Consider the following 26,929-nt stretch of genomic DNA (forward strand, 5'->3'; position numbering starts at 1 on the left):
GCTCGGAACCGGCGTTCTTTATGTACGCAATCAAGAACCGGGGCGATCGAGAGCCGGCAGCGGCAACCTTTCCCGGTCCGGCGACCACTGGTGGGTGTGAGCGCGCGTTCTCCTGAACCACGCAAGGACCCGAAGGACTCAACCGTGGCATCCGCATCCCACCGTCGTCCCCTCCGCAGGCGGCGCACGGCCCTCGTCTGGGCCGTCGCCGTGGCAGCGGTGGGACTGCTCGTCTCCCTCGTGATCGTCCTGCGCCCCGGCGGCGAACCGGACACGGTACGGACGGCCGCCGGCACGAGCCCGAGCGCCTCGCCGACGACTCGCGAGCCCGCCCCGGCACCGAAGCCCTCCACGGCGTCCCCGACTCCGAGGCGTACCCCGGCCGCCGCGGTCTCCGCGACCACCCCGCCGGCGCGGCCCTCGCCCGCCGCCCCCCGGTCGTCCGCACCGCGTCCGGCGTCCGGCGCGGCGCCCCTGGCGGGCCGGATCAAGCCCGGGACCACCTATGACGGCGCCGCCACCCACTACGACGCCAAGGACGGTGACGGCGCCTGCCTGTACGGCCCGAGCCCCGACCTCATGGTCGCGGCCATGAACCACACCGACTACGAGACGTCCCAGGCGTGCGGGGCGTACATCCTGGTCCGCGCGGCGAGCGGCGCCTCCGTCACCGTCCGGATCACCAACGAGTGCCCGCTGCCCTGCGCCCCGGGGCAACTCGACCTGAGCAAGGAGGCGTTCGCGAAGCTCGCGGGCCTCTCCGCGGGGCGGATACCGATCACCTGGAGCCTGCTGAGCCCCAGCACGTCCGACACGGTCTCGGTCCGCTACAAGACCGGATCCAGCAGCCACTGGTGCGGCATCCAGGCGCTGGGCCACCGCAACCCGCTGGCCCGGCTGGAGGTCAGGACGGGCAACGGCTGGAGCCGGCTGACGCGTACCGAGTACAACTACTTCCTCTCCCCCGACGGCACCGGCTGCGGCGGTTCCCTCAGGCTCACCGACATCTACGGCGAACAGCTCACCGTCGACGGCGTCGCGATCCGTCCGGACACCGTCCAGCCGACCCGCGTCCAGTTCACCCGGCGGTGACGGCCGCCACGGCCCGCGCGAGGAGCTCCTCCACGTCGGTGACGGCCCGGGCGAGCGCGGCCGGACCGTCCGTCAGGTCGCGTACGACCGCGTCCACTTCCGCCAGACCCGCCCGCGCCACCAGCTCCTTCTCGTTGGTGACCCACTCCCCGCGCGCCGCCAGCACCGCGTGCGCGGTCTGGGTCGCGGCGAGGGCGATCGCCCCGGCGACCTGGGTGACGGCGTTCTTCGGGGCGTGGCCGGCCCTGGCGTAGGCGAGGGTGGCGGCGGCCATGCCGTGCCAGTGCGCCGGGGCGCTCTCGCGCAGGGCCCGTGGATAGGCGTCCGGGCGCGGCAGTTCGCCCCGCAGCACCTGGTTGATCGCGAGTTCGGCGACGAGCAGGTAGGTCGGGATGCCCGCCAGGTGGAACATGAGGGGCTCGACACGGAAGCGGCCCGCCTCCGCTTCCGCCAGTTCGTGCTCGACGACGTCCAGATCGCGGTAGTGGACGTCCACGCGACGGCCCTCGATCGTCAGCCAGGCCCCTCCGTTGAAGACGCCTCCGCCCCACGCGCCGATCTCGCAGACCTCGCCCTCCCAGCCGACCGCGCGGAGATCGGCCGGGTCGAAGGCGCCGCGGTAGTAGACGGCCAGGTCCCAGTCGCTGTCGGGCCGTTCGGTGCCCTGGGCCCGGGAGCCGCCGAGGGTGACGGCCTCGACGGCGGGGAGCGGGGCGAGGCGGTCTGCGACGGTGTCGAGGAAGGCGGGCACGGTGCGGCTCCCGGGCGGACGGACGGTGAGGGCTCGGGCAGCGTAAAGGGGCGGCTCGACCGCCGTGAAGCGAAATACGGGTGCGTCCGTGCGCCCGTCCTCGCATGATCGGTGGGTTGCCCTGTCGCCGCCCGTAGATCGGAGACCCCACGTGATCCGCCGCGTCACCGTCCCGAGCCTCTTCCCGCCGCCCACCTACGCGCACGCCTCCATCGTCGAAGCGGGCACCAGGCTGGCCTTCCTCGCCGGGTCCGTGCCACTGGACGCCGGTGGCGAGCTGGTCGGTCCCGGGGATCCGGTGCGGCAGGCCGAGCAGGTGATCGCCAACCTGGAGGAACAACTGAGGGCCGTGGGAAGCGGTCTGGCCCACGTCGTGGCGACCGAGGTGTACGTCGTGAGCGGCGAACCCGCCGTGCTGTCCGCCGTCTGGAGTGTGGTGGAGGCGTCCGGTCTCAGTGCGGGTCCGCACTCGTCGACGCTGATCGGCGTGGCGTGTCTCGGGTACACGGGACAACTGGTGGAGATCACGGCGACAGCCGTCGTACCCGAGGGGTCCTCCGCCGAGGAGTCGTCCGCCTGAGGAGAGCCTGAGGAGAGTCCATGCTGATCGAGCACCGCGGGCGGCGTCCCGTCGTCCCCGAGTCCGCGTAGGTCGCCCCTACGGCCGTCCTGTGCGGGGCCGTCGTCCTCGGTGAGCGCAGCCGGGTGCCGCACAGCGCCGTGCTCATGGCGGAGGACGGGGAGGTGCGGGTCGGGTCGGACGTCGTCGTCATGGAGAACGCGCTGGTGCGGGGGCGGTCCGCGCACCTCGCCGTGATCGGGGACGCGGTGCTCGTCGGCCCGCACGCCCATGTCAACGGGGCGACCCTGGAGGACGAGGTCTTCGTGGCCCACCGGCGCCTGCGTCTTCCCTAGCGGCTTCCGGTGGCCAGGCCCGCCGCCCGCCCGGCCCTCCGCAGGACGTCACGCAGCATGGTGGGCGTGAGGCGGCCGGTGAAGGTGTTGCGCTGGCTGACGTGGTAGCAGCCGTAGAGTTCCAGGTCGTCGAGGCGGACGCGGGCGCCGTGCGAGAAGGCGGGGCGCGGCCGGGGCACGGGCCAGCCGGCCTCGGCGAACGCGGGCAGCGCGGCCTGCCACCCGAAGGCGCCGAGCACGACCACGGCCCGCAGGGTCGGGCGCAGCAGCCGCAGTTCCTGCACGAGCCAGGGACGGCAGGTGTCCCGCTCCTCGGGGGTGGGCTTGTTGGCGGGCGGGGCGCAGTGCACGGGCGAGGTGACGCGCACGCCGTACAGCTCCAGGCCGTCGTGCGCGTGCTCGGCGGTCGGCTGGGAGGCGAGGCCCACGTCGTGCAGCGCCTCGTAGAGGACGTCGCCGGAGCGGTCGCCGGTGAACATCCGGCCGGTGCGGTTGCCCCCGTGGGCGGCGGGGGCGAGTCCCACGATCAGCAGCCGGGCGTCCGCCGGCCCGAAACCGGGGACAGGCCGGGCCCAGTACGTCCAGTCCGCGAAGGCCGCTCGCTTGACGCGGGCCGTCTCCTCGCGCCAGGAGACCAGCCGCGGGCAGGCCTGGCAGTCCGTGATGCGCAGGTCGAGGAGGGGAAGACCGCTGACGTCCATCACTCCACCGTAGGCGCAGGTGAGGTCACCGTCGTCACGGGGGCGAGATCCACGGGGACCGGTCCGGACCCCCCTCCTGTGGGTCAGACGCCGGTGACCCGCACGGCCCGCTCATCGCCCCGGCGCCGCCAGAGCAGAGCCCCGGACAGCAGTACGGCGCTCGTCAGCAGCCAGGGCAGGGGGCCCGGGCGCAGCGCCCCGACGGCCAGCCCCGTGAGCGCGCCGACCAGTTGCTGGGCGAGGGACTGGACGGACAGGGCGGTGGCGCGGCCCGCACCGGCGACCCTGCGGTGCAGCAGGTCGTTCTCGTTCGGGGCCGCCGCGCCGAGACCGAGGTAGACCAGGCCGAAGCCGACGACCGCGAGGGCCGTGGCCGCCGGGTGGGCAAAGGACGCGGTGATACCGAGCAGCAGCAGGCCACCCGCACCGGCCGCGAGGCTGACGAGCACGGCCCGTTCACCGCTGCCCGCCGCCCGGGCGGTGAGCGGCCCGAGGTGGCTGCCGACGCCGGAGCACACGAAGCCCGCGCAGGACAGGGCGGCGTAGACCATCGCTGCGGAGCCGGTCGCGCCGGTCAGTGCGGCGGTGCGGCCCGGTACGAGCAGTTCGATCACGGCCAGGGCGCTTCCGGACGCCGCGGCGCCGAGCAGGACCCGGCGCACGACCGTGTCCCGGCCGCCCAGCCGGAGTCCGGCGAGCACGGTGACGGGGACGCCGCGCAGCACGGATCGCAGGGTCGCCGGTGGTCGCGGGGGCTCCCGCAGGGCGGCCAGCACATAGGCGACGAAGACGATCCGCAGCGCGGCCCCCAGCAGCAGTGGAACGGACAGGGGCAGCACCGCCCCGGAGGTCGCCTCGCTCAGCCGGGCACCGAGGTCGGGTCCCAGACCGAGCAGCCACGGCAGGGCGCCGCCGAGCAGAATGCCGGCCGCGAGCGCGGCGGAGGTCGCGGTGCCGCCCCGGGCCAGGCCCGTGCGCAGCTCGGCGTCGGGGCCGGAGCACGCCTGGACGGTGTCGACGTACCAGGCCTCGGCGGTACCGCTGGCCAGGGCACGGGCCGCACCCATGAGGACCATGCCCGCGGTGAGCAGCCAGGCGGTGGTGCCGACGCCGATCAACGTGAAGGCGACCATGGTGAGCACACCTGCCGCGGCCAGGACCGGCCGGCGCCCGAGGACGTCCGAGAGCCCTCCCGTGGGCAGTTCCAGCGCGGCCACGGTCAGCGAGTGCGCGGCGAACAGTCCTGCGATCGCGGCGAGCGACATGCCGCGCTCGCTGAACAGCAGGACCATCGTGGCCAGGCCCAGGCCCGGCGGCAGCCAGAGGAGCGCGCAGACGGTGACGTACCGGCGCCGAGCGGTCCGCTCCCCGGGCGGCCCGGTCATGAGTCGCGTCACGGGTTGAGGTCTTTGCGATCGATGGCGGGGGCGTCAGGGGTGGGGGCGTCAGGGGTGGGGGCGTCGGGGGTGGGGGCGTCGGGTTCGTGCGGGGCGAGCGGCAGCCCGGCGGCGAGGAACACGACGTTTTCCGCGCGCGGATCACCCGCGTCCCGGACGGTCAGCTCCTCCAGCTTCGCGGCGACCGTGTCGAAGAGCTCGGTGAGCGACTCGGCCGTCAACCGGGGCATGAGATCGCTGATGCCCGACGGCTCCACCCACTCCTCGCCGAGCCGACCGGCGGCCATGTCCGCCTCGTGCCGGGTCAGGGACCTCTCCAGGTGCTCGATCTGCCGTCGCCGCGACAGACTGACGAAGGCCCGGCCCGCTGCGGTGGACTCCATCGTCTCGTTGCTCCAGGACGTGACGGTGTGCAGCGCCCGCCAGCGCCGCTCCCGCCCGTCGCGGTGCTCGGCCTCGGCGATGAACGCGTATTTCGCCAGCACCCGCAGGTGGTAGCTGGCCGACGCCGACGACTCCCCCGTCCGTGCGGCCAGCTCACTCGCCGTGGCGGGCCCGTCCTGCCGCAGCAGCCCGAGCAGTTGGATGCGCAGGGGGTGGGTGAGTGCCTTCAGGGCGGCGGTGTCGTGCTCGGGATCGAGTACGCGCTTGTGCTCGTCGCTGTCCATGCCGGGAGGTTAGGCCGCCCCGACCCATTGGCAAAAGAGTTTTTGCAAAACTACTTCGGCAGAGTTGGCCGCGAGGCCGATACTCCGCCCGGCGGGACGACTCGGAGGACTAAGGTCGGGGCATGGCTTCTCAAGGTGCGCAGTGCGAGGGGACGGACGGGACCACGGGCGGAACCACAGACGGGACCGCCGACGCGGCGCCCGAGCCCCCCGAGGCCACGGGCGGCTCCGGGAACGGCGATGCCACGTCCTTGGATTCGCGGTCCTCGGATCCGAAGTCCCTGGATCCGAAGGTCGCCGCCGCGATCGCCGCCGCCGAGGCCGCGGGCCCGCAGGGCGCCTCGACGGTGCGCGTCGACAGCTGGATCTGGTCCGTGCGCCTCGTCAAGACCCGCTCCATGGGCGCCACCGCCTGCCGGGGCGGCCATGTGCGTGTCAACGGCGAGCGCGTGAAGCCCGCACACGGTGTCCGCGTCGGTGACGAGGTGCGTTTGCGGCACGAGGGCCGAGAGCGGGTCGTCGTCGTCACAAGGCTGATCCGCAAGCGGGTCGGACCTCCCGTGGCCACCCAGTGCTACATCGACAACTCCCCGCCGCCCCCGCCCCGCGAGGCCGTCGCCCCCGCCGGCATCCGCGACCGCGGCGCGGGCCGGCCGACGAAGCGCGACCGCCGCGAGATGGAACGCCTGCGCGGAGTGACCGGCCCGGGCAGCGTGTCCGGCCCCGGCCCTGTTCCCGGCAAGGGCTTCGGCAGCGCCCCGGGCAAACCGAGGCCGTGAGCAGGGCGAGGAGCCCACATCACCCCTCGGGCCGACGCCCGGGGACCGGCCCTCGGCCCCACTCCGGACGCAGCCGGAGTCTCGAAGGCACCCCGGTCGCGCCCAGCCACGCCCGGTCACACCCGTCGCCGCAGCAGCCGCAGCAGCTCCGCGTTGTGCCCCCGCCGCACCCAGGCTATGAGGACGAGCGGCACGATCAGGATCAGCGGCGTCGCGGCGTACTGCCCGTCGAAGACGGCTATCTGCACGACGAACGCTCCCAGCATCAACGCGCTCAGCGCCATCGCCGCCACCGACTGGAGCACCGGGATCAACAGGGCGATCGCCCCGGCCAGTTCGAGCGCGCCGATGGTGTACATCCCCGCGCTGCCCCAGCCGAGCCGTTCGAACGACTCGGCGGCCGACGGGTGCCCGATCAGCTTGGGCAGGGCGCTCGGAATGGCGTAGAAGAGGGCAAGCAGCACCTGCAGCGTGCGCAGCGCGATGCGAGCACGCCGCCCGCGAGCGGCAGCGGACTCGGCGATGACGACGCCGGCCGGGGTGCGGTCGGCGGTGACGGTGGGGGTGTGGTCGGGGGTGACGGCGGCGGTGGTCTCGGACATGAAGGTCTCCTGGGGACGCGGTCCGTGCTGGTGTCGGAGAGGTAGACCGGCCCGCGTCCCTGAACTCATCGCCGCTGGGGGGACGTCGAGTGGAATGGCACCCCGTCCCGAGGGGGACACGCTTCACGAAGACCGGCGTGCCGGACACGTCCAGCCGGGCAGACGTTTCGCCGATACCCGCACCCAACGAAACAGCACCGTCCACCAGTTCGCGCAGTTCGGTGTCCCCGGCAGAGCCAGGGAGGTCGCGACCGTGTCGTAGTCGCTCAGACGCCCCGGCTCCGTTCCCGCGGAAGGGAGCCCGCGCATCCGGCCCAACTAGACCGCCACCGCCCGCACCCATATCCGGTCCTCCGTCAGGTAGCGGTCCACCCTCAGGCCCGCCTCCGCCAGGGCCTCCTCGAACTGCTCCTTGGTCAGTGGTCGTGCGCGGAACGTATGGGTCCAGAACGCGTCCGGGAACTCGTACTCCGCGCGGACCGAGTTGACCCCGTTGCCGAGCGGCTCCGCGGACGCGATGCGCACGGTGAAGCCGCTGGGGTCCTTGCGCTCGCGCGGCACGTTGTCGTGGTAGTCCTCGCCCTCCCGCTGGATCAGCACGCAGCCGCCCTCCGCGACATGGCGCACGCAGGTGCGCAGCAGGCCTCGCCGCACCTCGACGTCCCCCGTGTGCACGAGGAACGACGCGAGCAGCACCACGTCGAACGTCTCCCCCAGGTCGAGGTCCTCGATCGGGCTGCAGATCGTCCGCGCGCCGCGCACGCGCGCCAGCATCGGCGCGGACTCGTCCACCGCCGTGACCGTGAACCCGCGCTCCAGCAGTGCGTGGGTCATGCGGCCCACCCCGCTGCCGAGTTCCAGGATGCGCGCGCCCTCGGGGACCGCGGCGGCGATGACCTCCGGTTCGTCCCCGACGGGCAGCCGTGAGTAGAGCTCCACCGCGCAGCCGTCCGGGGTGATGGCCCCGGGTCCCGTCCCCTCGTACCCCTCACGCATTTTCATCTCCATGCCCGTCCAACGGACCGCATCCGCACACCCGTTCCCGCGACGCCCCTCTTCACCCGTCCGAGTGAACGAGACGGTGCGGGCGGGGAGTTGAGGCACATCGCCGACGGGGCGGACCCGCTGCGAGCCCCCGCAGCGGACCCCGTCGGCTACAGCCGAAGCCAGCCCTGCCCCATGTACCAGTGGCCGCCCGCCCTCAGGTGGTCCCCCACCGCCCCCTCCACGGACGTACGCCTCGGCAGGCCGGCCACACGTACCAGGCCCTCAACGCACTCCTCCAGGAGCCCCATGGCCCGGACATCCGCGGTGAGGGTCCGCCGCAGGGCGACCAGGTCGTTGATGTCCTCGTGCGGCACCGCCGGATCGAGCAGGATCTCGGGCAGTGCGTCGGCGTCCGGCAGCATGCGCGGCTCCCCGGTCGGCCTTGGTGATCCCTCGCCACGAAGAGTACGTTGCAAGAAGGAGTGGTGATCGACGATGCGTACCGGCAGTGAACCGCGGACCGCGCGCAGTGCCCTGCGGGCGCGCTTCTGGCTGAGCCTGTGGGGGCTGGTCTGGGCGCTCTTCGGGACGGTGGCCTTCGCGATCGCCGGGCGCAACGGCTGGGCCATCGCCTGCGGTGTGCTGCTGCTGATCGTCACGATCGATCTGGCCGTCGTCCTGCGGCACATCCGCCAGGGCCCGCACTACCAGCCCGGCCGCGACATCCCGCCCTACCGGCCGCCGGACGAACGCCCCTGACGCGGGCGGGCGCGACTGGTCACGAGTCGAAGCGCGCGGCCTTCAGGAACTCCGGGTTCGGATCCAGCGCCGCCGCCAGGCGGAAGTGGCGCCTCGCCTGGTCGGGACGGCCCTGGCGCTCGTAGGTGCGGGCGAGGGCGAAGTGTGCGAACGCGTTGTCCGGCTCCCGCTCCAGGACGATCTGGAACTCGAGCTCCGCCGGCCTCAGCTGCGCCGCCGCGAAGAAGGCCCGCGCCCGCAGCAGCCGGGCCGCGGTGTTCTCCGGGTGCGTGGCGATGACGCCGTCGAGCAGCTTCACCGCACCCCGCGGGTCCCGGGCCGCGAGCAGTTGCTCGGCGGCACGGAAGTCGATGACATGCGTCTCCGGGGTACGTCCGGTGGAACCGCTGGTCTCGGGCACGGCAGAGTCCTTCCCTCACTGCAGGGGTTCAACGCCCCCGCGCGGTGCCGCTATTCCGCGGGAGACGGCCGGGACGCCTGCGACCTGCGCACCAGCTCGGCCCACACGTCTTTCACGCGCTGCTCCAGCTCCTCCAGCGGGACGTCGTTGTCGATCACGATGTCCGCGATCTTCCGGCGCTGCTCGCGCGTCGCCTGGGCGGCCATCCGCGCCCGGGCGTCCTCCTCGGTCATGCCGCGCAGCCGTACGAGCCGGTCGAGCTGGGTCTCGGGGGCGGCGTCGACGACGATCACCAGGTCGTACAGCGGCGCCAGGCCGTTCTCCGTGAGGAGCGGGACGTCGTGGAGCACGACCGCGTCCTCGGCGGCGGCCTCCTCCAGCTCGCGGGAGCGGGCGCCCACCAGGGGGTGCACGATCGAGTTGAGAGTGGAGAGCTTCTCCGCGTCGGAGAAGACGATGGCGCCGAGTCGGGGCCGGTCCAGGCTGCCGTCGGCGGCGAGGATCTCCTCCCCGAAGGCCTCGACGACCGAGGCGAGCCCCGGCGTCCCCGGTGCGACGACCTCCCTCGCGATGCGGTCCGCGTCGATCAGCACGGCCCCGCACGCGACGAGCAGCCGTGACACCTCACTCTTGCCGGCACCGATGCCGCCGGTCAGGCCCACCTTCAGCATGTCCCGCAGCTTAGGCCCTGCCACTGACAGGGCCCTCGCCCGGGCCGCGTGACGGGATCAGTTGTCGCCTTCGCGTTCCGCCAGGAACTTCTCGAACTCCTGGCCGATCTCGTCCGCCGACGGGATGTCCACCGGCTCGGCGAGCATGTTCCCCCGGGTCTCGGCGCCCGCGACGGCGTCGTACTGGTGCTCCAGGCCCTCGATGAGGGCGCTGAGGTCCTCGTCGCCCTCGCGGATCTGCCGGTCGATCTCCGTCTGGGTGCGGTGGGCGTCCGAGCGCAGGGCGTGGGCGATGCCGGGCAGGACCAAGCCGGTCGCCGCCGTGATGGCTTCCAGAACCGTCAGGGCCGCGTCCGGGTACGGGGAGCGGGCGATGTAGTGCGGGACGTGGGCGGCTACGCCCAGGACGTCGTGCCCCGCCTGGAGCAGGCGGTACTCGACGAGGGACTCGGCGCTGCCGGGCACCTGCGCCTCCTCGAACGGGCTGGGGTGGCCCGGGACGAGGTCGGTGCGGTTGCCGTGCGGGGTGAGGCCCACGGGCCGGGTGTGCGGTACGCCCATGGGGATGCCGTGGAAGTTCACGGAGAGCCGGACGCCGAGCCGCTCCACGATCTGCTTCACGGCGGCGGCGAAGCGCTCCCACTCCACGTCCGGCTCGGGGCCGGACAGCAGCAGGAAGGGCGCACCGGTGGCGTCCTGCACGAGCCGCACCTCGAGGGCGGGGTCCTCGTAGTCGGTCCAGCGGTCGCGCTTGAAGGTCAGCAGCGGGCGGCGGGCGCGGTAGTCCACGAGCCGGTCGTGGTCGAAGCGGGCGACGACCTGGTGGGGCAGGGAGTCGAGCACGCGGTCGACGATCTGGTCGCCCGTCTCGCCGGCGTCGATGTATCCGTCGAAGTGGTAGAGCATGACAAGTCCGGCCGACTCCTGGGCGAGCGCCATGTCGACGACGGCCAGCCCCTTCGGCTCCCAGGCGTACAAATCCTGCGGATCAAGCACAGTGACCGCTCCTCCTCGTGTTCACAGTCCACAACGCCGTTGCGGGCGTGGGCATTCCCGGAAGAGGGGAACTTCGATCTTGGCAGCGGGCAACGCCCTTCGAGGGGCACAGGGAACTGCGCCACAAGCCCCCACCGGCCGGCAGCCGACCGATCGCCCCCGGCAAGCGCTGAGGGCCCGCACCTCGAAAGGTGCGGGCCCTCAGTCAGGAAGAGCTACTGCTCAGTGGGCGTTCAGCTCTGCCCACCGGCCAGCTTCTCGCGCAGCGCGGCGAGCGCCTCGTCCGAGGCCAGCGCACCGGAGTTGTCCGGGCCCTCGGAGGAGTACGAACCGCCGCCACCGCCGCCGGACGCGGCCGGAGCGGCAGCCTCGCCACCCTCGGCAGCGGCCTTCTCGTCCGCCTCGCGGGACTTGATGACCTGCGCCTGGTGCTGCTCGAAGCGCTGCTGCGCCTCGGCGTACTGGGTCTCCCACGCCTCGCGCTGGGTCTCGTAGCCCTCGAGCCAGTCGTTGGTCTCGGGGTCGAAGCCCTCGGGGTAGATGTAGTTGCCCTGGTCGTCGTACGACGCGGCCATGCCGTACAGCGTCGGGTCGAACTCGACCGAGGCCGGGTCCGAACCGAAGGACTCGTTGGCCTGCTTCAGCGAGAGGCTGATGCGACGACGCTCGAGGTCGATGTCGATGACCTTGACGAAGATCTCGTCGTTGACCTGGACGACCTGCTCCGGGATCTCCACGTGGCGCTCGGCCAGCTCGGAGATGTGGACCAGACCCTCGATGCCCTCGTCCACGCGGACGAACGCACCGAACGGAACCAGCTTCGTGACCTTGCCGGGCACGACCTGGCCGATCTGGTGGGTGCGGGCGAACTGCTGCCACGGGTCTTCCTGGGTCGCCTTCAGCGACAGGGAGACACGCTCGCGGTCCATGTCCACGTCGAGGACCTCGACGGTGACTTCCTGGCCGACCTCGACAACCTCGGACGGGTGGTCGATGTGCTTCCAGGAGAGCTCGGAGACGTGGACCAGACCGTCGACGCCACCCAGGTCCACGAAGGCACCGAAGTTGACGATCGAGGAGACGACGCCGGAACGGACCTGACCCTTCTGGAGGGTCGTGAGGAACGTCTGGCGGACCTCGGACTGGGTCTGCTCCAGCCAGGCACGGCGGGACAGGACCACGTTGTTGCGGTTCTTGTCCAGCTCGATGATCTTGGCCTCGAGCTCCTTGCCCACGTAGGGCTGGAGGTCGCGGACGCGGCGCATCTCGACCAGGGAGGCCGGGAGGAAGCCACGGAGGCCGATGTCGAGGATGAGACCACCCTTGACGACCTCGATGACGGTACCGGTGACGATCCCGTCCTCTTCCTTGATCTTCTCGATGGTGCCCCAGGCACGCTCGTACTGGGCGCGCTTCTTCGAGAGGATCAGGCGGCCTTCCTTGTCCTCCTTCTGGAGAACAAGGGCCTCGATCTCGTCACCGACGGCGACGACCTCGTTCGGGTCGACGTCGTGCTTGATCGAGAGCTCGCGGCTCGGGATCACACCTTCGGTCTTGTAACCGATGTCGAGCAGGACCTCGTCCCGGTCGACCTTCACGATGACGCCGTCGACGATGTCGCCGTCGTTGAAGTACTTGATCGTCTCGTCGATCGCGGCGAGGAAGGCTTCCTCGTTACCGATGTCGTTGACCGCTACCTGCGGGGTGGTGGCGGTGGTCTCGGTGCTGCTCGTCATGTGGGAAAGGGCTCCGGTACGGACATTGAAGTCGTAGGTACTGCTACGCCGGGAGCCCGTTTCGCTCTGCAGAAGGCCGGACAGCCAAGGAAGCGCCACATAAAAACGGTGACGCCTCGACAACCGAGGGGACATACATACAGATGCGAGCGCAACCTGCTACGTCTGAGGTACGCAGGCTCGCAGCGCAACTTGTAGCATACGGGGGCAGCCGGGCAGGGTCAATGCGCGAAGCCGCCCACGCGGGGCGGATCGCCGCATACCCGGCACAAGTCCTGTCGCTCGAGGCCACACAGGCCGCGCGACGTCCCCTTTTGTGCCACCGCCGGGGCCGGCTGGACGGAAGAGTACGACGAGGGAGCCGATCATCCAAGAGTCCGAAGCGTCCGAACCCGAGGCCACCCGGCGCGACGCCGATGTCACGGAAAGCTCCCGGGCCAATCGTGGCTGGTGGGACCGCAACGCGGACGAGTACCAGGTCGAACACGGCACGTTCCTCGGCGACGACCGCTTCGTATGGGGCCCCGAGGGTCTGGACGAGGTGGAGGCGGAACTGCTCGGCCCGCCGGAGGGACTCAAAGGCCGGGACGTCCTGGAGATCGGCGCCGGCGCCGCCCAGTGCTCGCGTTGGCTGACCGTCCAGGGTGCGCGCCCGGTCGCCCTGGACATCTCGCACCGGCAGCTGCAGCACGCGCTGCGCATCGGCGGTTCCTTCCCTCTGGTGTGCGCCGACGCCGGCGCGCTCCCCTTCGCGGACGGCTCCTTCGACCTGGCCTGCTCGGCGTACGGGGCGCTGCCCTTCGTCGCCGATCCGCGCCTGGTCCTGCGCGAGGTGCGCCGGGTGCTGCGCCCCGGGGGCCGTCTCGTCTTCTCGGTGACGCATCCGATCCGCTGGGCCTTCCCGGACGAGCCGGGGCCGGAGGGGCTGTCGGTGTCGGGCTCGTACTTCGACCGCACTCCCTATGTCGAGCAGGACGACGAGGGCCGGGCGGTCTACGTCGAGCATCACCGCACGCTGGGCGACCGCGTCCGCGACGTGGTCGCGTCGGGCTTCCGACTCGTCGACCTGGTGGAGCCGGAGTGGCCCGCGTGGAACACCTCCGAGTGGGGCGGCTGGTCTCCGCTGCGCGGGAACCTGATCCCGGGTACGGCGATCTTCGTGTGCGAGCGCGACTGAGCACACGCGCGTGGGACCTCGTCCCGGGCGTACGACACTGATGGCGTGATCCGTTACGACGCCCTGGAGTCCCTGCCCGTACGCGGCGCCCTGCCCGCCCTGGACGACGCCCTGGAGGGGCACGGCACCGCCGTCCTCGTGGCGCCGCCCGGCACCGGCAAGACGACCCTGGTGCCGCTCGCGCTGGCGGGACTGCTCGGGGAGGGGCCCGGGCGGCGGGTGGTCGTGGCCGAGCCGCGGCGGATCGCGGCCCGGGCCGCGGCGCGGCGGATGGCGTGGCTGCTGGGCGAGAGGCCCGGTGAGAGCGTCGGCTACACCGTGCGCGGGGAACGGGTCGTCGGGCGGCACACGCGCGTGGAGGTCGTCACGACCGGTGTGCTGGTGCAGCGGCTGCAACGCGACCAGGAGCTCTCCGATGTCGACGTGGTGGTGCTCGACGAGTGCCACGAACGGCACCTGGACGCGGACACGGCGGCGGCGTTCCTGTGGGACGTGCGGCAGACCCTGCGCCCGGAGCTGCGGCTGGTGGCCGCCTCGGCGACGACCGACGCGCAGGGGTGGGCGCGGCTGCTGGGCGGAGCGCCGGTGGTCGAGGCGCACGGCACGGCCCATCCGGTGGAGACCGTGTGGGCGCCACCGGTGCGGCCCGTACGCCCGCCGCACGGGATGCGGGTCGATCCGGCCCTCCTGGCCCATGTGGCGTCCGTGGTGCGGCGGGCGCTGGCCGAGCGGGACGGGGACGTGCTGTGTTTCCTGCCGGGCGTGGGCGAGATCGCCCGGGTCGCCGGCCAGCTCGGCGGACTCGGTGACGTCGAGGTGCTCCAGGTGCACGGGCGGGCGCCGGCGGCGGTGCAGGACGCGGTGCTGGCGCCCGGGGAGCGGCGACGGATCGTGCTGGCCACGTCCGTCGCGGAGTCGTCGCTGACCGTACCCGGGGTGCGGGTCGTGGTGGACGCGGGGCTGGCGCGTGAGCCACGGGTGGACCACGCCCGCGGGCTGAGCGCGCTGACGACGGTCCGGGCCTCCCAGGCGGCCGGGCGGCAGCGGGCGGGGCGGGCCGGGCGTGAGGCGCCGGGGACGGTGTACCGCTGCTGGGCGGAGGCCGAGGACACGCGGCTGCCGCGGTATCCGTCGCCGGAGATCAAGGTGGCCGACCTGACGGCGTTCGCGTTGCAGGTGGCGTGCTGGGGGGATCCGGACGCGTCCGGCCTGGCGCTGCTGGACGGGCCGCCGAGCGGGGCCATGGCGGCGGCGCGGGAGGTCCTGACGGCGGTGGGGGCGGTGGACTCCGCCAGGCGGGCCACGGAGCGGGGTGTCGCCCTGTCCCGGCTGGGACTGCATCCACGGCTGGGGCGGGCGCTGCTGGACGGGTCCGGCCTGGTCGGGGCGGAGCGGGCCGCCGAGGTCATCGCGCTGCTCAGCGAGGAGGCTCCGCGGGAGTACGGGGACGACCTGGCGGGCGCGTTGCGCCGTGCTCGGCGTGGGGGTGACGCCTACACGTCGCGGTGGCGGAGTGAGGTGCGGCGGCTGAGAGCCGTCGTTTCCGGTGTGCCGTACGAGGCAGCGGCGGAAGCGGAGACGCGGGCGGGTCTCTCCGAGGAGCAGCAGGCCGGGCTCGTGGCCGCTCTCGCCTTTCCCGAGCGGGTCGCCAAGGCCGACGGCGGGTCCTATCTGATGGCGTCCGGGACCCGCGCCGAGGTCGGCGCCGGCAGCGCGCTGCACGGTTCCCCGTGGATCGCCGTCGCCATGGCCGACCGGCCCGTCGGCAGGGGGCACGCGCGGGTGCAGCTCGGGGCGGTCGTCGACGAGGAGACGGCCCGCCTCGCGGCAGGGGCACTGCTGGAGGAGCGGGACGAGGTCCGCTGGGACGGCGGGGATGTCGTGGCGCGTCGGGTGGAGCGGCTGGGGGCCGTCGAGGTGACGGTGCGGGCGCTGAAGGACGCCGATCCCGGGCTGGTGCGTGACGCGTTGCTCGACGGGCTGCGGCGGGAGGGGTTCGGGTTGTTGCGGTGGTCCGCGGAGGCCGATGCGCTGCGGCAGCGGCTCCGCTTCCTGCGGTTGCACCTCGGTGTGCCCTGGCCGGACGTGTCCGATGACGCGCTGCACGCGCGCGTGGAGGAGTGGCTGGAGCCGGAGCTCGGCCGGGCGCGGCGGCGGGCCGATCTGGCGCGGATCGATGCCGGGGAGGCGCTGGCCCGGCTGCTGCCCTGGGCTTCCGGGGAGGCGGGGCGGCTCGACGAGCTGGCTCCGGAGCGGATGACCGTGCCGAGCGGGTCGAGGATCCGGATCGACTACTCCCGGCCCGAGCAGCCTGTGCTGGCGGTGAAGTTGCAGGAGATGTTCGGGCTGCACGAGTCGCCCCGGGTCGCCGGGGTGCCGCTGCTCGTGCACCTGCTGTCCCCGGCCGGGCGGCCGGCCGCCGTCACCGCCGACCTCGCCTCGTTCTGGCGGGACGGCTACAAGGGCGTGCGGGCGGAGCTGCGGGGGCGGTATCCGAAGCATCCGTGGCCCGAGGACCCGGCCTGCGCCGAGCCGACCCGGCACACCAACGCGCGGCTCAGGCGCTGACCGACGGTACTGCCTCGGCCGCCGAGGGGGCCGTTCCCGCGGGGCGGCGGCCGCGGGCTTCCCAGTACAGCGCGAGGGCGAGCAGGAGGACGCCGAGGGTCAGGAAGCCCCACGGCAGGTAGGACGTCAGCAGCGCGATGAGCAGACGCTGGGACTTCACCAGGTCGACGGTGTGCGTGACGTAGTCCTCGCGCATCTTCACGTGGCCGGCGAAGGCGGTCACCTTCTCGCGGTCGCCGAGGAGGGTGCCGCCGCGCAGTTCCTCCTGGTGGATCTCCTCGCCGTACACGGGGGCTCCGGTGAGGGGTTCGACCCAGAACTTGCGGACCGTGGTGTACCAGCGTGTGGTGCCGGTCTGTTCCACCGCCTCGGAGGTGAGGCCCTCGACGGGCAGGGTCTTCGGGATCTTCACCTCGGTCCAGGGGATGGTCTGCTCGAAGTAGTAGACCTCCAGGCCGCGGAAGTCCTGGGTGCCCTTGTACCTGATGGGCGCGGTGACGCGGGCCTGGGCGTCGAAGTACTCGTAGTCCCGCTTCCCGGTCAGGAAGGGCCATTTGAACTCGATGCCCTGGCGGCGCACCGGGTCTCCGTCGACCATCTCGCCGGTGGCGTGGACGGGTTCCTGGGTGTGGGCGTCGAAGATGTAGCGCTCGGGGATCCTGGAGACCATCGTGCCGTCGGGGCCGACGACATAGGACAGGCCGTCCCAGACGACGACGTCCCGGCCGGCCGATTCCTCGATCCGCTCGGAGGCCTCCACGTCGCCCTTGAGGGTCTGGACGATGGTGACCTTCGAGACCTTCTTCGCCTTCATCGTGCCGTAGTCGAGGAGGGTGGCGTCCTTCGCCTCCAGCACCATGTCCTGGTACTGGTTCGCGGGGACCTTGGCGAGGCGGGGGAAGGCGTACCAGCGCAGCAGCGGGGACAGGGCCGCGAAGAACACGGCGAGGGCGAGCAGGACCAGGCCGGCCTTGCGGCGCATCTCGGCCTCCCTCCCGGTGGGGCGGTCAGGGGTGTGCGGGCACGGTCGTCAGCAGCGGCTTCGGAGATGTCCCGCCCGAGGGGGAGCCGAGGGCGGTCAGCGTCAGGACCACGGCGAACGCGAGGGCGAGACCGGTGGCGGCGGCGATGAGGGCGCGCATACGGAGCCTCCCCACGGGTCGTGACGGCCAGAACTGATGCACCGTCAGGTTGTTCGGCACCGTAGCAACGCGCGGCGGAGATGAGAACACGTTGCACACACAACGACGCCCCTCCTTATAAGAGGGGCGTCGTCTGTCGTACCTGAGAGCTACGCGCTCGGGCTGGCCGACGGGCTCGGCGAGGAGGTCTCGGCCGCCGCGACGGTCAGTTCGACGGTGAGTGTCGCGCCTCCTGCCGTGGTGACGCGGAGCAGGAAGGTGCCGGTCGTGTCGTCCGCGTACAGCTTGGGCAGCTTCAGCAGGCCCTTGGCATCCGTCTTGAGGCCCGTGAGGGTGCGGACGGTCTTGCCGTCGGCGTCCTTGAAGTAGGGGCCCTTGTCGGTGACGGTCGGGTCGTCCGCCGACTTGATCAGCGTGGCGGTGGCCGCGACACCGTCGGCGACGGCCCCCTTGTAGGTGGCCTTCAGCTCTACCTGGTTCGCGAACGTGCCGCCCGGGGCGCAGGTCAGCGCGGCGTCACCGGTGCGGGCGAGGGCGTCGGCGGCGCGCTCGGTGACGGTGGCCTTGTAGTCGAGGCCAGGGACGGCACGGCCCACCACGGTGGCGCGGACGGTGACGGTCCCGGTCTTCTCCCCCGCCTGCAGGGCGGGCGCCACGGCCACGCCGGAGCTGTTGGTGGCGACCGTGGCCACGTCCTCGCCGCCGGTGAAGGTGGTGTCCGTGTCGCCGACGATCGTGAAGCGGACCCTGACCTTGGCGACGGCCTTGCCGGCCTCCGTCTCGGCGCGGGTGCTGATCCGCCGGCCGAACGCGTCGCCTGCCATGGCGGTGAGCTTCGCGGTTCCGGCGTCCTCCAGGTGGTCCACCGTGTCGGTGGGGGTGGGGGGCGTGGTGGGAGGCGTGGTGGGCGGCGTGGACGGGGTGGTGGGCGGCTTCGGCGTCGTCGTGCCGCCACCGCCGGGCTTCTGGGGCGTGTCGGGCTTCCCGGGCTTGGGGCCGGGCCTGGGCGTCGAGCCGGCCGGGGGCGTCGCGCCCGGGACGGTGGGGGTCGGGCCGGCGCCCGCGCCGTCGTCGCTGCGGTTGTCGGGGAGCGTGCCGGTGCCGTCCGGGACCTCGTGCGTGCCCTTGCGGTAGTACTCCAGCCACCTCATGACGAGGTTCAGGTAGTCCCGCGAGTTGTTGTAGCTGAGGATCGCCCGGTCGAGGTCGCCCTGCTGGGACAGGTCCCAGTCGTTGCGGCACAGGTAGTGGCCGGCGGCGAGCGCGGCGTCGTAGATGTTGTTGGGGTCCTTCTTGCCGTCGTCGTTGCCGTCGCGGCCGGCCCAGGCCCAGGTGGAGGGGATGAACTGCATGGGTCCGACGGCCTGGTCGTACGAGCTGTTGCCGTCGTACGCGCCGTCGTCGGTGTCCTGGATGAGGGCGAAGCCGTTTCCGTCGAGCTGCGGGCCCAGGATCTTCTTGATGGTGGTGCCGTCGGCGTCAACGCGGCCGCCGCGCGCCTGTCCCGACTCCACCCGGCCGATGGCCGCGAGGAGTTGCCAGGGCAGGTTGCAGCCGGGCTTGGCCTCGCGCAGCGTGGTCTCGGCCTTCTTGTAGGCGTCGAGGACGGTCGCGGGGATGCCGGCTTCCGTGATGCTCGTGCCGCCGGGGGCGGGGCCCGTGGACGGGGACGGGTTCGGGCTCTTGAGCGGGGGCAGGTCCGTGTAGTACGGCGAGTTGCCGGTGGCGCTGCCGTCGGAGGCACTCGCTTCGGGGGACGGGGTGGCGTCGGCAGCGGTCTGTCTGCCGTGGTCGTTCACGCCCGGAGCCTGGGAGGCGGACAGGGCCGCGACCGCTACCGCGGCCACGGCGGTGGTCGCCGCCCCCTTGCGCAGCCTCCTGCCGAATTGCGCCGCCATAGAGTGAACCCCTCCCGTGGACGCCCGAGCGTCCGGTCTACGTCTGCAGTGTTCGCCCTGTTGTGACGATCCAACCGCCCGAGGGGTTGCCCTCCGACGGTCACAACTCTGTTCTCTTGCGTGCTCTGCTCTTTACCGCGGTCGCGTGTTCGACGCGCTCCCCGCGCGGCGACTCTGGCGACCCTACGACAACTTCCTTTGCTCGGGCACCCGTTCGTGACCGTTTTTCACCAGTTGGTCATGTCCGCTGGTGACGCCGTCGGCCTGGCGGCATCCCGCATACTGGGCGACTGACCGCCGGGCTCCCCGCCTGGCGCAACGACCGTCGCGAGGAGCCGAGTTGCCGTTCACGCTGAGCCATGCGGCAGCCGTACTGCCCGCCGTCCGCACCGACGGCACCGGCCGGGGCCCACTGGTGCCCGCAGTGCTCGTGGCGGGGTCGTTCGCGCCCGACATGACCTATTACGCGGCGAGTGTGCTGTCCGGGGCGATGGAGTTCGGCGACGTCACGCACTCGATGCCGGGCGTCTTCACGGCCGATGTGCTCATCGCCTGGGCGCTGGTGGGGTTGTGGCTGCTGATGCGTGAGCCGCTCGTGGCGTTGCTGCCGCGGGCCCGGCAGGGGCGGATGGCGGCCCTGCTGCGGTGCGGGGCGCCCCGCACCCGGGTGCGACCGTCGCTGGTGGCGCGGTGGTACGCGTCCGCGGCGCTCGGGGCGCTGACCCATGTGGTGTGGGACGCGTTCACGCATCTCGACCGGTGGGGCATGCGGTTGTTTCCGGTGCTGGGCCGTGAGGTGGCCGGCTCACCGCTGTACTGGTACCTGCAGTACGGGGGTTCGGCGGTGGCCGCTGTCGTGATCGCCGTGTTCGTGGCGCGGGCGCTGCGGCGGGCGCCCGTGTGCGAGCCGGTGGGTGTTCCCGTGCTGGCGGTACGGGACCGCTTGGCGGCCGCTGCCGTCGTCGGCGGCTTCGCGCTGGTGGGCGCGGTGCAGCGGGCGTCGCGGTGGTGGGCGTACTGGGGCTCGGCAGCGAAGCCCTGGGAGATCATTCCGACGGTGTGCTTCGGCGCGGGCGCGGGACTCGTCCCGGCGCTGCTGCTCTACGCCGTGGGGATCAGGGTGCTGCGTCCGGTTCCGGTCCCCGCCGGTCCTGCCCCTGTCGCCGAGACGGAGCCGAGCCGCCCGGCCACTCGCTGAGGACGCTGTCGGTCGTCGTGATGTACACGGTGATCGTGGTGTGCGCGGGGCGGGGGCGTGGGAGCAGGGTGAGGACGAGGGCCAGGTAGTCGCGGGCCAGTCGGGCCCAGGGGCGGGAGGGTTTGCCCGGGGGTTCGGGGCTGCAGGGGGGCCGGGCCCCGGCGGGGACGTCGCCGGTGACGGCGGTCGGGTCGGCAACGGTCAGCGTGTTGTCGGCGCCGATGACACCGGCGAGGACGGCCAGTGCTTCGGTGCCGGTGAGGCCGGTGAGGGCAGCGAGAGCTTCCGTGTCGGCGAGACCCGTCAGGGTGGACAGGGCATCGGTGTCCGCGAGACCGATGAGGGCGGCCAGTGCTTCGGTGCCGGTGAGGGCAGAAGCGATGCTCACGTCGTCCGCACCCGGGAGAGCCGTCGCGGCGGTCAGCGCGCTGGTGTCGGCGGAACCGGTGGGGCGCCGTTCGCGAGCCAAGCGCTGCCGGAGGTCCGCCGTCGCGTGGCGCAGAGCCGAGGTGAAAGTGACGGGGACGCGAACCGTACTCGCGGCGGCCTCGAACGCCGGGACCGGCGGCAATGCCACGCCTGATGCCGCGCGGCTGAGGAGCGTGCGTATACCCATGCCCCGCATCTTTGCGAGCACCGTGGGCGCAGGCGCCTTCTCGGGGTCCACGCGAGTGACGGATCAGTGAGGGCCGGGGGGCGGGGCGGGTGACCGGGGCGGGCCGGTGCCCCGGCCGAGGCGTGGGTCAGAGGCGTGCCTCCGAGGCATGTCTCCAAGGCCCGGCTCAGGCAAGGCTCGGCGTGGCTCCGAGGCATGCCTCCGAGTCCGGCTCAGGCAAGACTCCGGCGCCCGGGGCTCGGGCGGACGACGGCCCGAGGCCAGGGCGAGACCTCGGCACCCCAGACCAGCCGGGAAGCCCGACGCACCTCCGGCTCAGGCGAGCCGCAGTGTCCGGCCGAGGCGGCACCCCGGCGGCCTGGCAGAGACGGCACCCGGGCTGCGACGGTCTCCCCCGGGTCGGCCATGCGGACCCTGGCACCACGCCCCCTGCCGGGGCGGGACCCGGGCCACGGGAGGAAACCCCCCGCCCACCCGGCCACCGCACCCGATCCGCCCGGCGGGCTAGTGCGCCGCCGACTCCCAGTCCGGGCCCGCGCCCACCGAGACGCCCAGCGGGACGCGGAGGTGGACGGCGTTCGCCATCTCGCGGCGGACCAGTTCCTCGGCGGCGGGCCGCTCCCCGGGGGCGATCTCCAGCACGATTTCGTCGTGGACCTGGAGGAGCATGCGGGAGGCGAGGCCCGCCTCCTTCAGTGCGTCGTCGACCTTGAGCATGGCGATCTTGACGATGTCGGCCGCGGTGCCCTGGATGGGCGCGTTGAGGGCCATCCGCTCGGCGGCCTCGCGGCGCTGGCGGTTGTCGCTGTTGAGGTCGGGGAGGTAGCGGCGGCGTCCGAAGAGCGTCGCCGTGTAGCCCGTGGCCCGGGCCTCGTCGACCGCCCGGCGCAGATAGTCCCGTACGCCGCCGAACCGCTCGAAGTACGCGTCCATCAGGGCGCGGGCCTCCGCCGCCTCGATGTTCAGCTGCTGGGAGAGGCCGAAGGCGGACAGGCCGTAGGCCAGGCCGTACGACATGGCCTTGATCTTGCGGCGCATCTCGGCGTCGACCCCGGTCGGCTCGACCGCGAAGACCTGGGAAGCGGCCGTGGTGTGCAGGTCCTCGCCCGAGGTGAAGGCCTCGATCAGGCCCTCGTCCTCGGAGAGGTGCGCCATCACGCGCAGCTCGATCTGGCTGTAGTCGGCCGTCATCAGCGACTCGAAGCCCTCACCGACGACGAAGCCGCGGCGGATGGCGCGGCCCTCGTCGGTGCGGACCGGGATGTTCTGCAGGTTCGGGTCGGTCGAGGACAGGCGGCCGGTGGCGGCGACCGTCTGGTTGAACGTGGTGTGGATGCGGCCGTCCGCGGCGATCGTCTTGATCAGGCCCTCGACGGTCACGCGGAGCTTGGCCTGCTCGCGGTGACGGAGCATGATCACCGGGAGCTCGTTGTCCGTCTGGCCGGCGAGCCAGGCCAGGGCGTCGGCGTCCGTGGTGTAGCCGGTCTTGGTCCGCTTGGTCTTGGGCAGGGCCAGCTCGCCGAAGAGGACCTCCTGGAGCTGCTTGGGCGAGCCCAGGTTGAACTCGTGCCCGGCCGCCGCATGGGCCTCCTTGACCGCCTGCTGGACCGCGCCGGCGAACATCTGCTCCATGGCCTCCAGGTGGGACCGGTCCGCCGCGATGCCGTGCCGCTCCATGCGGGCGAGCAGCGCGGACGTGGGCAGCTCAATGTCACGCAGCAGGTCGGCGGCGCCGACCTCCTCCAGACGGCCCTCGAAGGCCTGGCCCAGGTCGAGGACGGCACGGGCCTGGATCATCAGGGCCTCGGCCTCGGCGCCGTCGTCCGCCCCGAAGGCGAGCTGGCCGTCGGCCGCGGCGGCCGGCGTCAGCTCACGGTGCAGGTACTCCAGGGACAGCGCGTCCAGGTCGAAGGAGCGGCGGCCCGGCTTGACCAGGTAGGCGGCGAGCGCGGTGTCCATGCGCACGCCCTCGACGCTCCAGCCGTGCTCGGCGAAGACACGCATGGCGCCCTTGGCGTTGTGGAGCACCTTGGGCCGTGCGGCGTCGGCGAGCCAGGCCGCGAAGGCCCGCTCGTCGGCCTCGTCGAGCTCGGAGGGGTCGAACCAGGCGGCGGGGCCCTCGGGCGCGGCGAGGGCGACCTCGGCGACCGAGCCGGTGCCGAGCCCCCAGGTGTCGACCGTGGCGATGCCGAGGGGCTGCGTGCCGTGCTCGGTGAGCCAGGCGGACAGCTCGCCGGTGCCGAGCACCGTGCCGTCCAGCTCCACGCCCTCGGAGCTGACCGGGGTGGTCTCGGCCTCCTCGGCGCCCGGGTCGACGGCGAAGAGCCGCTCGCGCAGCGACGGGTTACGGATCTCCAGGGTGTCCAGGATCATCGCGACGGCCTTGCGGTCGTAGGCCGCGCGCTCCAGCTCGGTGACGCCCTTGGGGAGCTCGACGCGGCGTTCCAGCTCGGTGAGCCGGCGGTTGAGCTTGACGGACTCCAGGTGGTCGCGGAGGCTCTGGCCGGCCTTGCCCTTGACCTCCTCGGCGCGCTCGACGAGCTCGGCGAACGAGCCGAACTGGTTGATCCACTTCGCGGCGGTCTTCTCGCCGACGCCGGGGATGCCGGGGAGGTTGTCGGAGGGGTCGCCGCGCAGGGCCGCGAAGTCGGGGTACTGCGCGGGCGTCAACCCGTACTTCTCGAATACCTTCTCCGGGGTGAAGCGGGTGAGCTCGGAGACGCCCTTGGTCGGGTACAGCACCGTCGTGTGCTCGCTGACCAGCTGGAAGGAGTCGCGGTCGCCGGTGACGATCAGCACCTCGAAGCCCTCGGCCTCGGCCTGGGTGGCGAGCGTGGCGATGACGTCATCCGCCTCGAAGCCGTCCACCGCGAAGCGCTGGGCGCCCATCGCGTCCAGGAGCTCGCCGATCAGCTCGACCTGGCCCTTGAACTCGTCCGGGGTCTTGGAGCGGTTGGCCTTGTACTCCGTGAACTCCTGGGACCGCCAGGTCTTGCGGGAGACGTCGAAGGCGACCGCGAAGTGCGTGGGCGCCTCGTCGCGCAGCGTGTTGGCGAGCATCGACGCGAAGCCGTAGATCGCGTTCGTCGGCTGGCCCGTCGCGGTGGTGAAGTTCTCCGCGGGCAGCGCGAAGAACGCGCGGTAGGCCAGCGAGTGCCCGTCCATGAGCATCAGTCGCGGCCGGCTGCCGCCGGAGGTCTGGTCGGTCGTCTTCGATGCTGTCTCTGCCACGCCCCCGATCCTGCCACGCCCCACTGACACTCGGCCCCGCCCCCGCGAGTGCCGGGCCTGGGCGCACCCCACGGGGACACCGCCCACCCCCGCCGTCACACCCCACGGAAACACCGCCCACCCCCGCCATCGCACCCCACGGGAACACCGCCCACCCCCGCCGTCACACCCCACGGGAACACCGCCCACCCCCGCCATCGCACCCCACGGGGGACATTGCTCACCCCCGCCATCGCACCCCACGGGACATTGCTCACGCCCGTGATCGCCGCCTCCCGGACCGACTGCACTCGCTGTCACCCCTGCGTGCGAGGATGCGGAGGCCTACCTCACAGCGCAGTCGAAGGGGAGTGTGCGATGGCGTCGAAGCCGCCCAAGAGCGATCCGGTCCAGGACGCGCCGCAGGTCGCCGGGCCGAAGCACGCGGCCGCGGGGCTCCCGGCCATCGGGCACACGCTGCGGATCGCCCAGCAGCAGATGGGCGTGAAGCGCACCGCGCTGACGCTGCTGAGCGTGAACCAGAAGGACGGCTTCGACTGCCCGGGCTGCGCCTGGCCCGAGCCGGAGCACCGGCACAAGGCGGAGTTCTGCGAGAACGGCGCGAAGGCCGTGGCCGAGGAGGCCACCCTGCGCCGGGTCACGCCCGAGTTCTTCGCCGCGCACCCGGTCGCCGACCTGGCCGGCCGCAGCGGCTACTGGCTGGGGCAGCAGGGCCGGCTCACCCACCCCATGTACCTGCCCGAGGGCGGCTCGCACTACGAGCCGGTCACCTGGGAGCGCGCCTTCGACATCATCGCCGAGGAGATCGCCGCGCTCGCGTCCCCGGACGAGGCCCTGTTCTACACCTCCGGCCGCACGAGCAACGAGGCCGCGTTCCTCTACCAGCTGTTCGCCCGCGAGCTCGGCACGAACAACCTGCCGGACTGCTCGAACATGTGCCATGAGTCGTCCGGGTCGGCCCTGTCGGAGACGATCGGCATCGGCAAGGGCAGTGTCCTGCTGGAGGACCTCCACAAGGCCGACCTGATCATCGTCGCCGGGCAGAACCCGGGGACGAACCACCCGCGCATGCTGTCCGCGCTGGAGAAGGCCAAGGGCAACGGCGCGAAGATCATCAGCGTCAACCCGCTGCCGGAGGCGGGCCTGGAGCGTTTCAAGAACCCGCAGACCCCGCAGGGCATGGTCAAGGGCGCCGCGCTCACGGACCTGTTCCTGCAGATCCGCATCGGCGGTGACCAGGCCCTGTTCCGCCTGCTGAACAAGCTGATCCTGGAGACGGACGGCGCGGTCGACGAGGCGTTCGTGCGGGAGCACACGCACGGCTACGAGGAGTTCACCGAGGCCGCCCGCGCCGCCGACTGGGACGAGACGCTCACGGCGACCGGCCTGACCCGGGAGGAGGTCGAGAAGACCCTGCGGATGGTCCTGGCCTCCGAACGCACCATCGTGTGCTGGGCGATGGGCCTCACCCAGCACAAGCACTCCGTCCCCACGATCAGGGAAGTCGTCAACTTCCTCCTGCTGCGCGGCAACATCGGCCGTCCGGGCGCGGGCGTGTGCCCGGTGCGCGGGCACTCGAACGTGCAGGGCGACCGCACGATGGGCATCTTCGAGCGGCCCGCCCCGGCGTTCCTGGACGCCCTGGAGAGGGAGTTCGGCTTCGCGCCCCCGCGCGAGCACGGCTATGACGTCGTACGCGCCATCCGCGCCCTGCGCGACGGCGAGGCGAAGGTCTTCTTCGCCATGGGCGGCAACTTCGTGGCGGCGTCCCCCGACACGGACGTCACCGAGGCGGCCATGCGCCGGGCCCGGCTGACCGTGCACGTGTCGACGAAGCTGAACCGTTCGCACGCGGTCACGGGCGCGCGTGCCCTGATCCTGCCGACACTGGGCCGCACCGAGCGTGATCTCCAGGGCGGCGGCGAGCAGTTCGTGACGGTCGAGGACTCGATGGGCATGGTGCACGCCTCCCGGGGCCGCCTGGAGCCCGCGAGCCGGCACCTGCTGTCGGAGCCGGCCATCGTCAGCCGGCTCGCCCGCCGCGTGCTCGGCGAGGACAGCCGCACGCCGTGGGAGGAGTTCGAGAAGGACTACGCGACGATCCGGGACCGCATCGCGCGCGTGATCCCCGGCTTCGAGGACTTCAACGCGCGCGTGGCCCGTCCTGGCGGCTTCGCCCTCCCCCACGCCCCGCGCGACGAGCGCCGCTTCCCCACGGCCACCGGCAAGGCCAACTTCACCGCCGCGCCCGTGGAGTACCCGCGGCTGCCCGAGGGCCGCCTGCTGTTGCAGACGCTGCGCTCGCACGACCAGTACAACACCACGATCTACGGCCTCGACGACCGTTACCGGGGCATCCGCAACGGCCGCCGGGTGGTGCTGGTCCACCCCGAGGACGCACGGGCCCTGAAGCTGGCGGACGGTGTCTACGTGGACCTGGTCAGCGAGTGGAAGGACGGCGTGGAGCGCAGGGCGCCCGGTTTCCGGGTCGTGCACTACCCGACGGCCCGGGGCTGCGCCGCCGCGTACTACCCGGAGACCAACGTGCTGGTGCCGCTGGACGCCACCGCGGACACCAGTAACACCCCGGCCAGCAAGTCCGTCGTGGTGCGTCTGGAACAATCGGCGACCGACTGAGCGTTTGC

Annotated in this window: 25 protein-coding genes; 9 read left to right on the top strand and 16 right to left on the bottom strand. The window is 72.4% G+C overall.

Translation table 11 applies throughout. The features are described from left to right. Nucleotides 1–144 precede the first annotated feature (144 nt). Nucleotides 145–1,092: an expansin EXLX1 family cellulose-binding protein gene (locus QOL88_RS09505; RefSeq protein ID WP_097216009.1), complete on the top strand. Its 948-nt coding sequence runs from the start codon at nucleotides 145–147 to the stop codon at nucleotides 1,090–1,092. Here QOL88_RS09505 and QOL88_RS09510 read toward each other — a convergent pair. Then, entirely contained in the window at nucleotides 1,079–1,843 is a 765-nt protein-coding gene (locus QOL88_RS09510; RefSeq protein ID WP_097216010.1) for a nucleotidyltransferase domain-containing protein, read from the bottom strand. The two genes, QOL88_RS09505 and QOL88_RS09510, sit on opposite strands and share 14 nt — an antisense overlap. A gap of 151 nt (nucleotides 1,844–1,994) precedes the next feature. Here QOL88_RS09510 and QOL88_RS09515 point away from each other — a divergent pair, with 151 nt between their 5' ends. Both QOL88_RS09515 and QOL88_RS09520 read left to right on the top strand, forming a co-directional pair. Continuing rightward, nucleotides 1,995–2,423, top strand: a complete 429-nt coding sequence (locus QOL88_RS09515; protein ID WP_097216011.1) for a RidA family protein — start codon at nucleotides 1,995–1,997, stop codon at nucleotides 2,421–2,423. Nucleotides 2,424–2,548: 125 nt separating this feature from the next. After that, on the top strand, nucleotides 2,549–2,758 hold the full coding sequence (locus QOL88_RS09520; RefSeq protein ID WP_257027671.1) for an LbetaH domain-containing protein: 210 nt from the start codon (nucleotides 2,549–2,551) through the stop codon (nucleotides 2,756–2,758). On the opposite strand, the gene QOL88_RS09525 is transcribed toward QOL88_RS09520, so the two are convergent. From QOL88_RS09525 to QOL88_RS09535, 3 genes are all read right to left on the bottom strand, one after another. Further along, on the bottom strand, nucleotides 2,755–3,459 hold the full coding sequence (locus QOL88_RS09525) for a uracil-DNA glycosylase (protein WP_097216012.1): 705 nt from the start codon (nucleotides 3,457–3,459) through the stop codon (nucleotides 2,755–2,757). The two genes, QOL88_RS09520 and QOL88_RS09525, sit on opposite strands and share 4 nt — an antisense overlap. Before the next feature lie 83 nt (nucleotides 3,460–3,542). After that, the gene (locus QOL88_RS09530; RefSeq protein ID WP_097216013.1) at nucleotides 3,543–4,844 is read right to left on the bottom strand and encodes an MFS transporter; all 1,302 of its coding nucleotides are present in this window, start codon (nucleotides 4,842–4,844) and stop codon (nucleotides 3,543–3,545) included. Between the two features lie 8 nt (nucleotides 4,845–4,852). Next, entirely contained in the window at nucleotides 4,853–5,524 is a 672-nt protein-coding gene (locus tag QOL88_RS09535) for a winged helix-turn-helix domain-containing protein (protein ID WP_097216014.1), read from the bottom strand. 122 nt (nucleotides 5,525–5,646) lie between these two features. On the opposite strand from QOL88_RS09535, the gene QOL88_RS09540 reads away from it, so the two are divergent. Next, nucleotides 5,647–6,303, top strand: coding sequence for an RNA-binding S4 domain-containing protein (locus QOL88_RS09540; protein WP_257027672.1), 657 nt, complete (start codon nucleotides 5,647–5,649; stop codon nucleotides 6,301–6,303). A 116-nt stretch (nucleotides 6,304–6,419) separates the two neighbouring features. On the opposite strand, the gene QOL88_RS09545 is transcribed toward QOL88_RS09540, so the two are convergent. The 3 genes from QOL88_RS09545 to QOL88_RS09555 all read right to left on the bottom strand — a co-directional run bounded on the left by QOL88_RS09545 (nucleotide 6,420) and on the right by QOL88_RS09555 (nucleotide 8,314). Beyond that, nucleotides 6,420–6,905 (bottom strand): DoxX family protein, encoded by a 486-nt coding sequence (locus tag QOL88_RS09545; protein ID WP_097216015.1) that lies wholly within the window; start codon nucleotides 6,903–6,905, stop codon nucleotides 6,420–6,422. Between the two features lie 318 nt (nucleotides 6,906–7,223). Then, on the bottom strand, nucleotides 7,224–7,901 hold the full coding sequence (locus QOL88_RS09550; protein ID WP_097216016.1) for a class I SAM-dependent methyltransferase: 678 nt from the start codon (nucleotides 7,899–7,901) through the stop codon (nucleotides 7,224–7,226). A gap of 158 nt (nucleotides 7,902–8,059) precedes the next feature. Next, nucleotides 8,060–8,314 carry an acyltransferase domain-containing protein gene (locus tag QOL88_RS09555; RefSeq protein ID WP_097216017.1) on the bottom strand — a complete coding sequence of 85 codons (255 nt, stop codon included), beginning with the start codon at nucleotides 8,312–8,314 and terminating at the stop codon, nucleotides 8,060–8,062. Nucleotides 8,315–8,387: 73 nt separating this feature from the next. On the opposite strand from QOL88_RS09555, the gene QOL88_RS09560 reads away from it, so the two are divergent. Next, nucleotides 8,388–8,651, top strand: a complete 264-nt coding sequence (locus QOL88_RS09560) for a DUF6343 family protein (RefSeq protein ID WP_031105982.1) — start codon at nucleotides 8,388–8,390, stop codon at nucleotides 8,649–8,651. A gap of 19 nt (nucleotides 8,652–8,670) precedes the next feature. Here QOL88_RS09560 and QOL88_RS09565 read toward each other — a convergent pair whose 3' ends face one another. From QOL88_RS09565 to rpsA, 4 genes are all read right to left on the bottom strand, one after another. Continuing rightward, nucleotides 8,671–9,051, bottom strand: coding sequence for a tetratricopeptide repeat protein (locus QOL88_RS09565; protein ID WP_031105981.1), 381 nt, complete (start codon nucleotides 9,049–9,051; stop codon nucleotides 8,671–8,673). A gap of 50 nt (nucleotides 9,052–9,101) precedes the next feature. Further along, nucleotides 9,102–9,722, bottom strand: a complete 621-nt coding sequence (coaE, locus tag QOL88_RS09570; protein WP_097216018.1) for a dephospho-CoA kinase — start codon at nucleotides 9,720–9,722, stop codon at nucleotides 9,102–9,104. Between the two features lie 57 nt (nucleotides 9,723–9,779). Then, on the bottom strand, nucleotides 9,780–10,718 hold the full coding sequence (locus QOL88_RS09575) for a PAC2 family protein (protein ID WP_031105979.1): 939 nt from the start codon (nucleotides 10,716–10,718) through the stop codon (nucleotides 9,780–9,782). 233 nt (nucleotides 10,719–10,951) lie between these two features. Next, entirely contained in the window at nucleotides 10,952–12,454 is a 1,503-nt protein-coding gene (gene rpsA, locus QOL88_RS09580) for a 30S ribosomal protein S1 (protein WP_097216019.1), read from the bottom strand. 316 nt (nucleotides 12,455–12,770) lie between these two features. Between rpsA and QOL88_RS09585 the strand changes: the two genes are divergently transcribed. Together QOL88_RS09585 and hrpB are read left to right on the top strand one after the other, a co-directional pair. Continuing rightward, nucleotides 12,771–13,631: a class I SAM-dependent methyltransferase gene (locus QOL88_RS09585; RefSeq protein ID WP_179878815.1), complete on the top strand. Its 861-nt coding sequence runs from the start codon at nucleotides 12,771–12,773 to the stop codon at nucleotides 13,629–13,631. Between the two features lie 45 nt (nucleotides 13,632–13,676). Further along, a complete protein-coding gene (hrpB, locus tag QOL88_RS09590) occupies nucleotides 13,677–16,199 on the top strand; it encodes an ATP-dependent helicase HrpB (protein WP_097216020.1) in 2,523 nt (840 codons plus the stop codon). Here hrpB and pgfA read toward each other — a convergent pair. The 3 genes from pgfA to QOL88_RS09605 form a co-directional block, all read right to left on the bottom strand. Further along, nucleotides 16,189–17,181: a cell envelope lipid trafficking protein PgfA gene (gene pgfA / locus QOL88_RS09595; RefSeq protein ID WP_097216021.1), complete on the bottom strand. Its 993-nt coding sequence runs from the start codon at nucleotides 17,179–17,181 to the stop codon at nucleotides 16,189–16,191. The two genes, hrpB and pgfA, sit on opposite strands and share 11 nt — an antisense overlap. A gap of 25 nt (nucleotides 17,182–17,206) precedes the next feature. After that, a complete protein-coding gene (locus tag QOL88_RS09600; protein ID WP_107426737.1) occupies nucleotides 17,207–17,341 on the bottom strand; it encodes an SPW_0924 family protein in 135 nt (44 codons plus the stop codon). Nucleotides 17,342–17,490: 149 nt separating this feature from the next. Then, nucleotides 17,491–19,239, bottom strand: a complete 1,749-nt coding sequence (locus tag QOL88_RS09605; protein ID WP_097216022.1) for a lytic transglycosylase domain-containing protein — start codon at nucleotides 19,237–19,239, stop codon at nucleotides 17,491–17,493. Between the two features lie 340 nt (nucleotides 19,240–19,579). On the opposite strand from QOL88_RS09605, the gene QOL88_RS09610 reads away from it, so the two are divergent. Then, nucleotides 19,580–20,437 (top strand): DUF4184 family protein, encoded by an 858-nt coding sequence (locus QOL88_RS09610; RefSeq protein WP_097216023.1) that lies wholly within the window; start codon nucleotides 19,580–19,582, stop codon nucleotides 20,435–20,437. On the opposite strand, the gene QOL88_RS38600 is transcribed toward QOL88_RS09610, so the two are convergent. Both QOL88_RS38600 and polA read right to left on the bottom strand, forming a co-directional pair. After that, nucleotides 20,355–21,053: a hypothetical protein gene (locus tag QOL88_RS38600; protein WP_143668846.1), complete on the bottom strand. Its 699-nt coding sequence runs from the start codon at nucleotides 21,051–21,053 to the stop codon at nucleotides 20,355–20,357. The genes QOL88_RS09610 and QOL88_RS38600 overlap by 83 nt on opposite strands. Before the next feature lie 504 nt (nucleotides 21,054–21,557). After that, entirely contained in the window at nucleotides 21,558–24,284 is a 2,727-nt protein-coding gene (gene polA, locus QOL88_RS09620; RefSeq protein ID WP_097216025.1) for a DNA polymerase I, read from the bottom strand. Between the two features lie 357 nt (nucleotides 24,285–24,641). Between polA and QOL88_RS09625 the strand changes: the two genes are divergently transcribed. Further along, nucleotides 24,642–26,921, top strand: a complete 2,280-nt coding sequence (locus QOL88_RS09625; RefSeq protein ID WP_097216026.1) for an FdhF/YdeP family oxidoreductase — start codon at nucleotides 24,642–24,644, stop codon at nucleotides 26,919–26,921. Nucleotides 26,922–26,929: the final 8 nt, after the last annotated feature.

The organism is Streptomyces sp. Ag82_O1-12 (assembly GCF_900182715.1).
GTDB lineage: Bacteria > Actinomycetota > Actinomycetes > Streptomycetales > Streptomycetaceae > Streptomyces > Streptomyces massasporeus.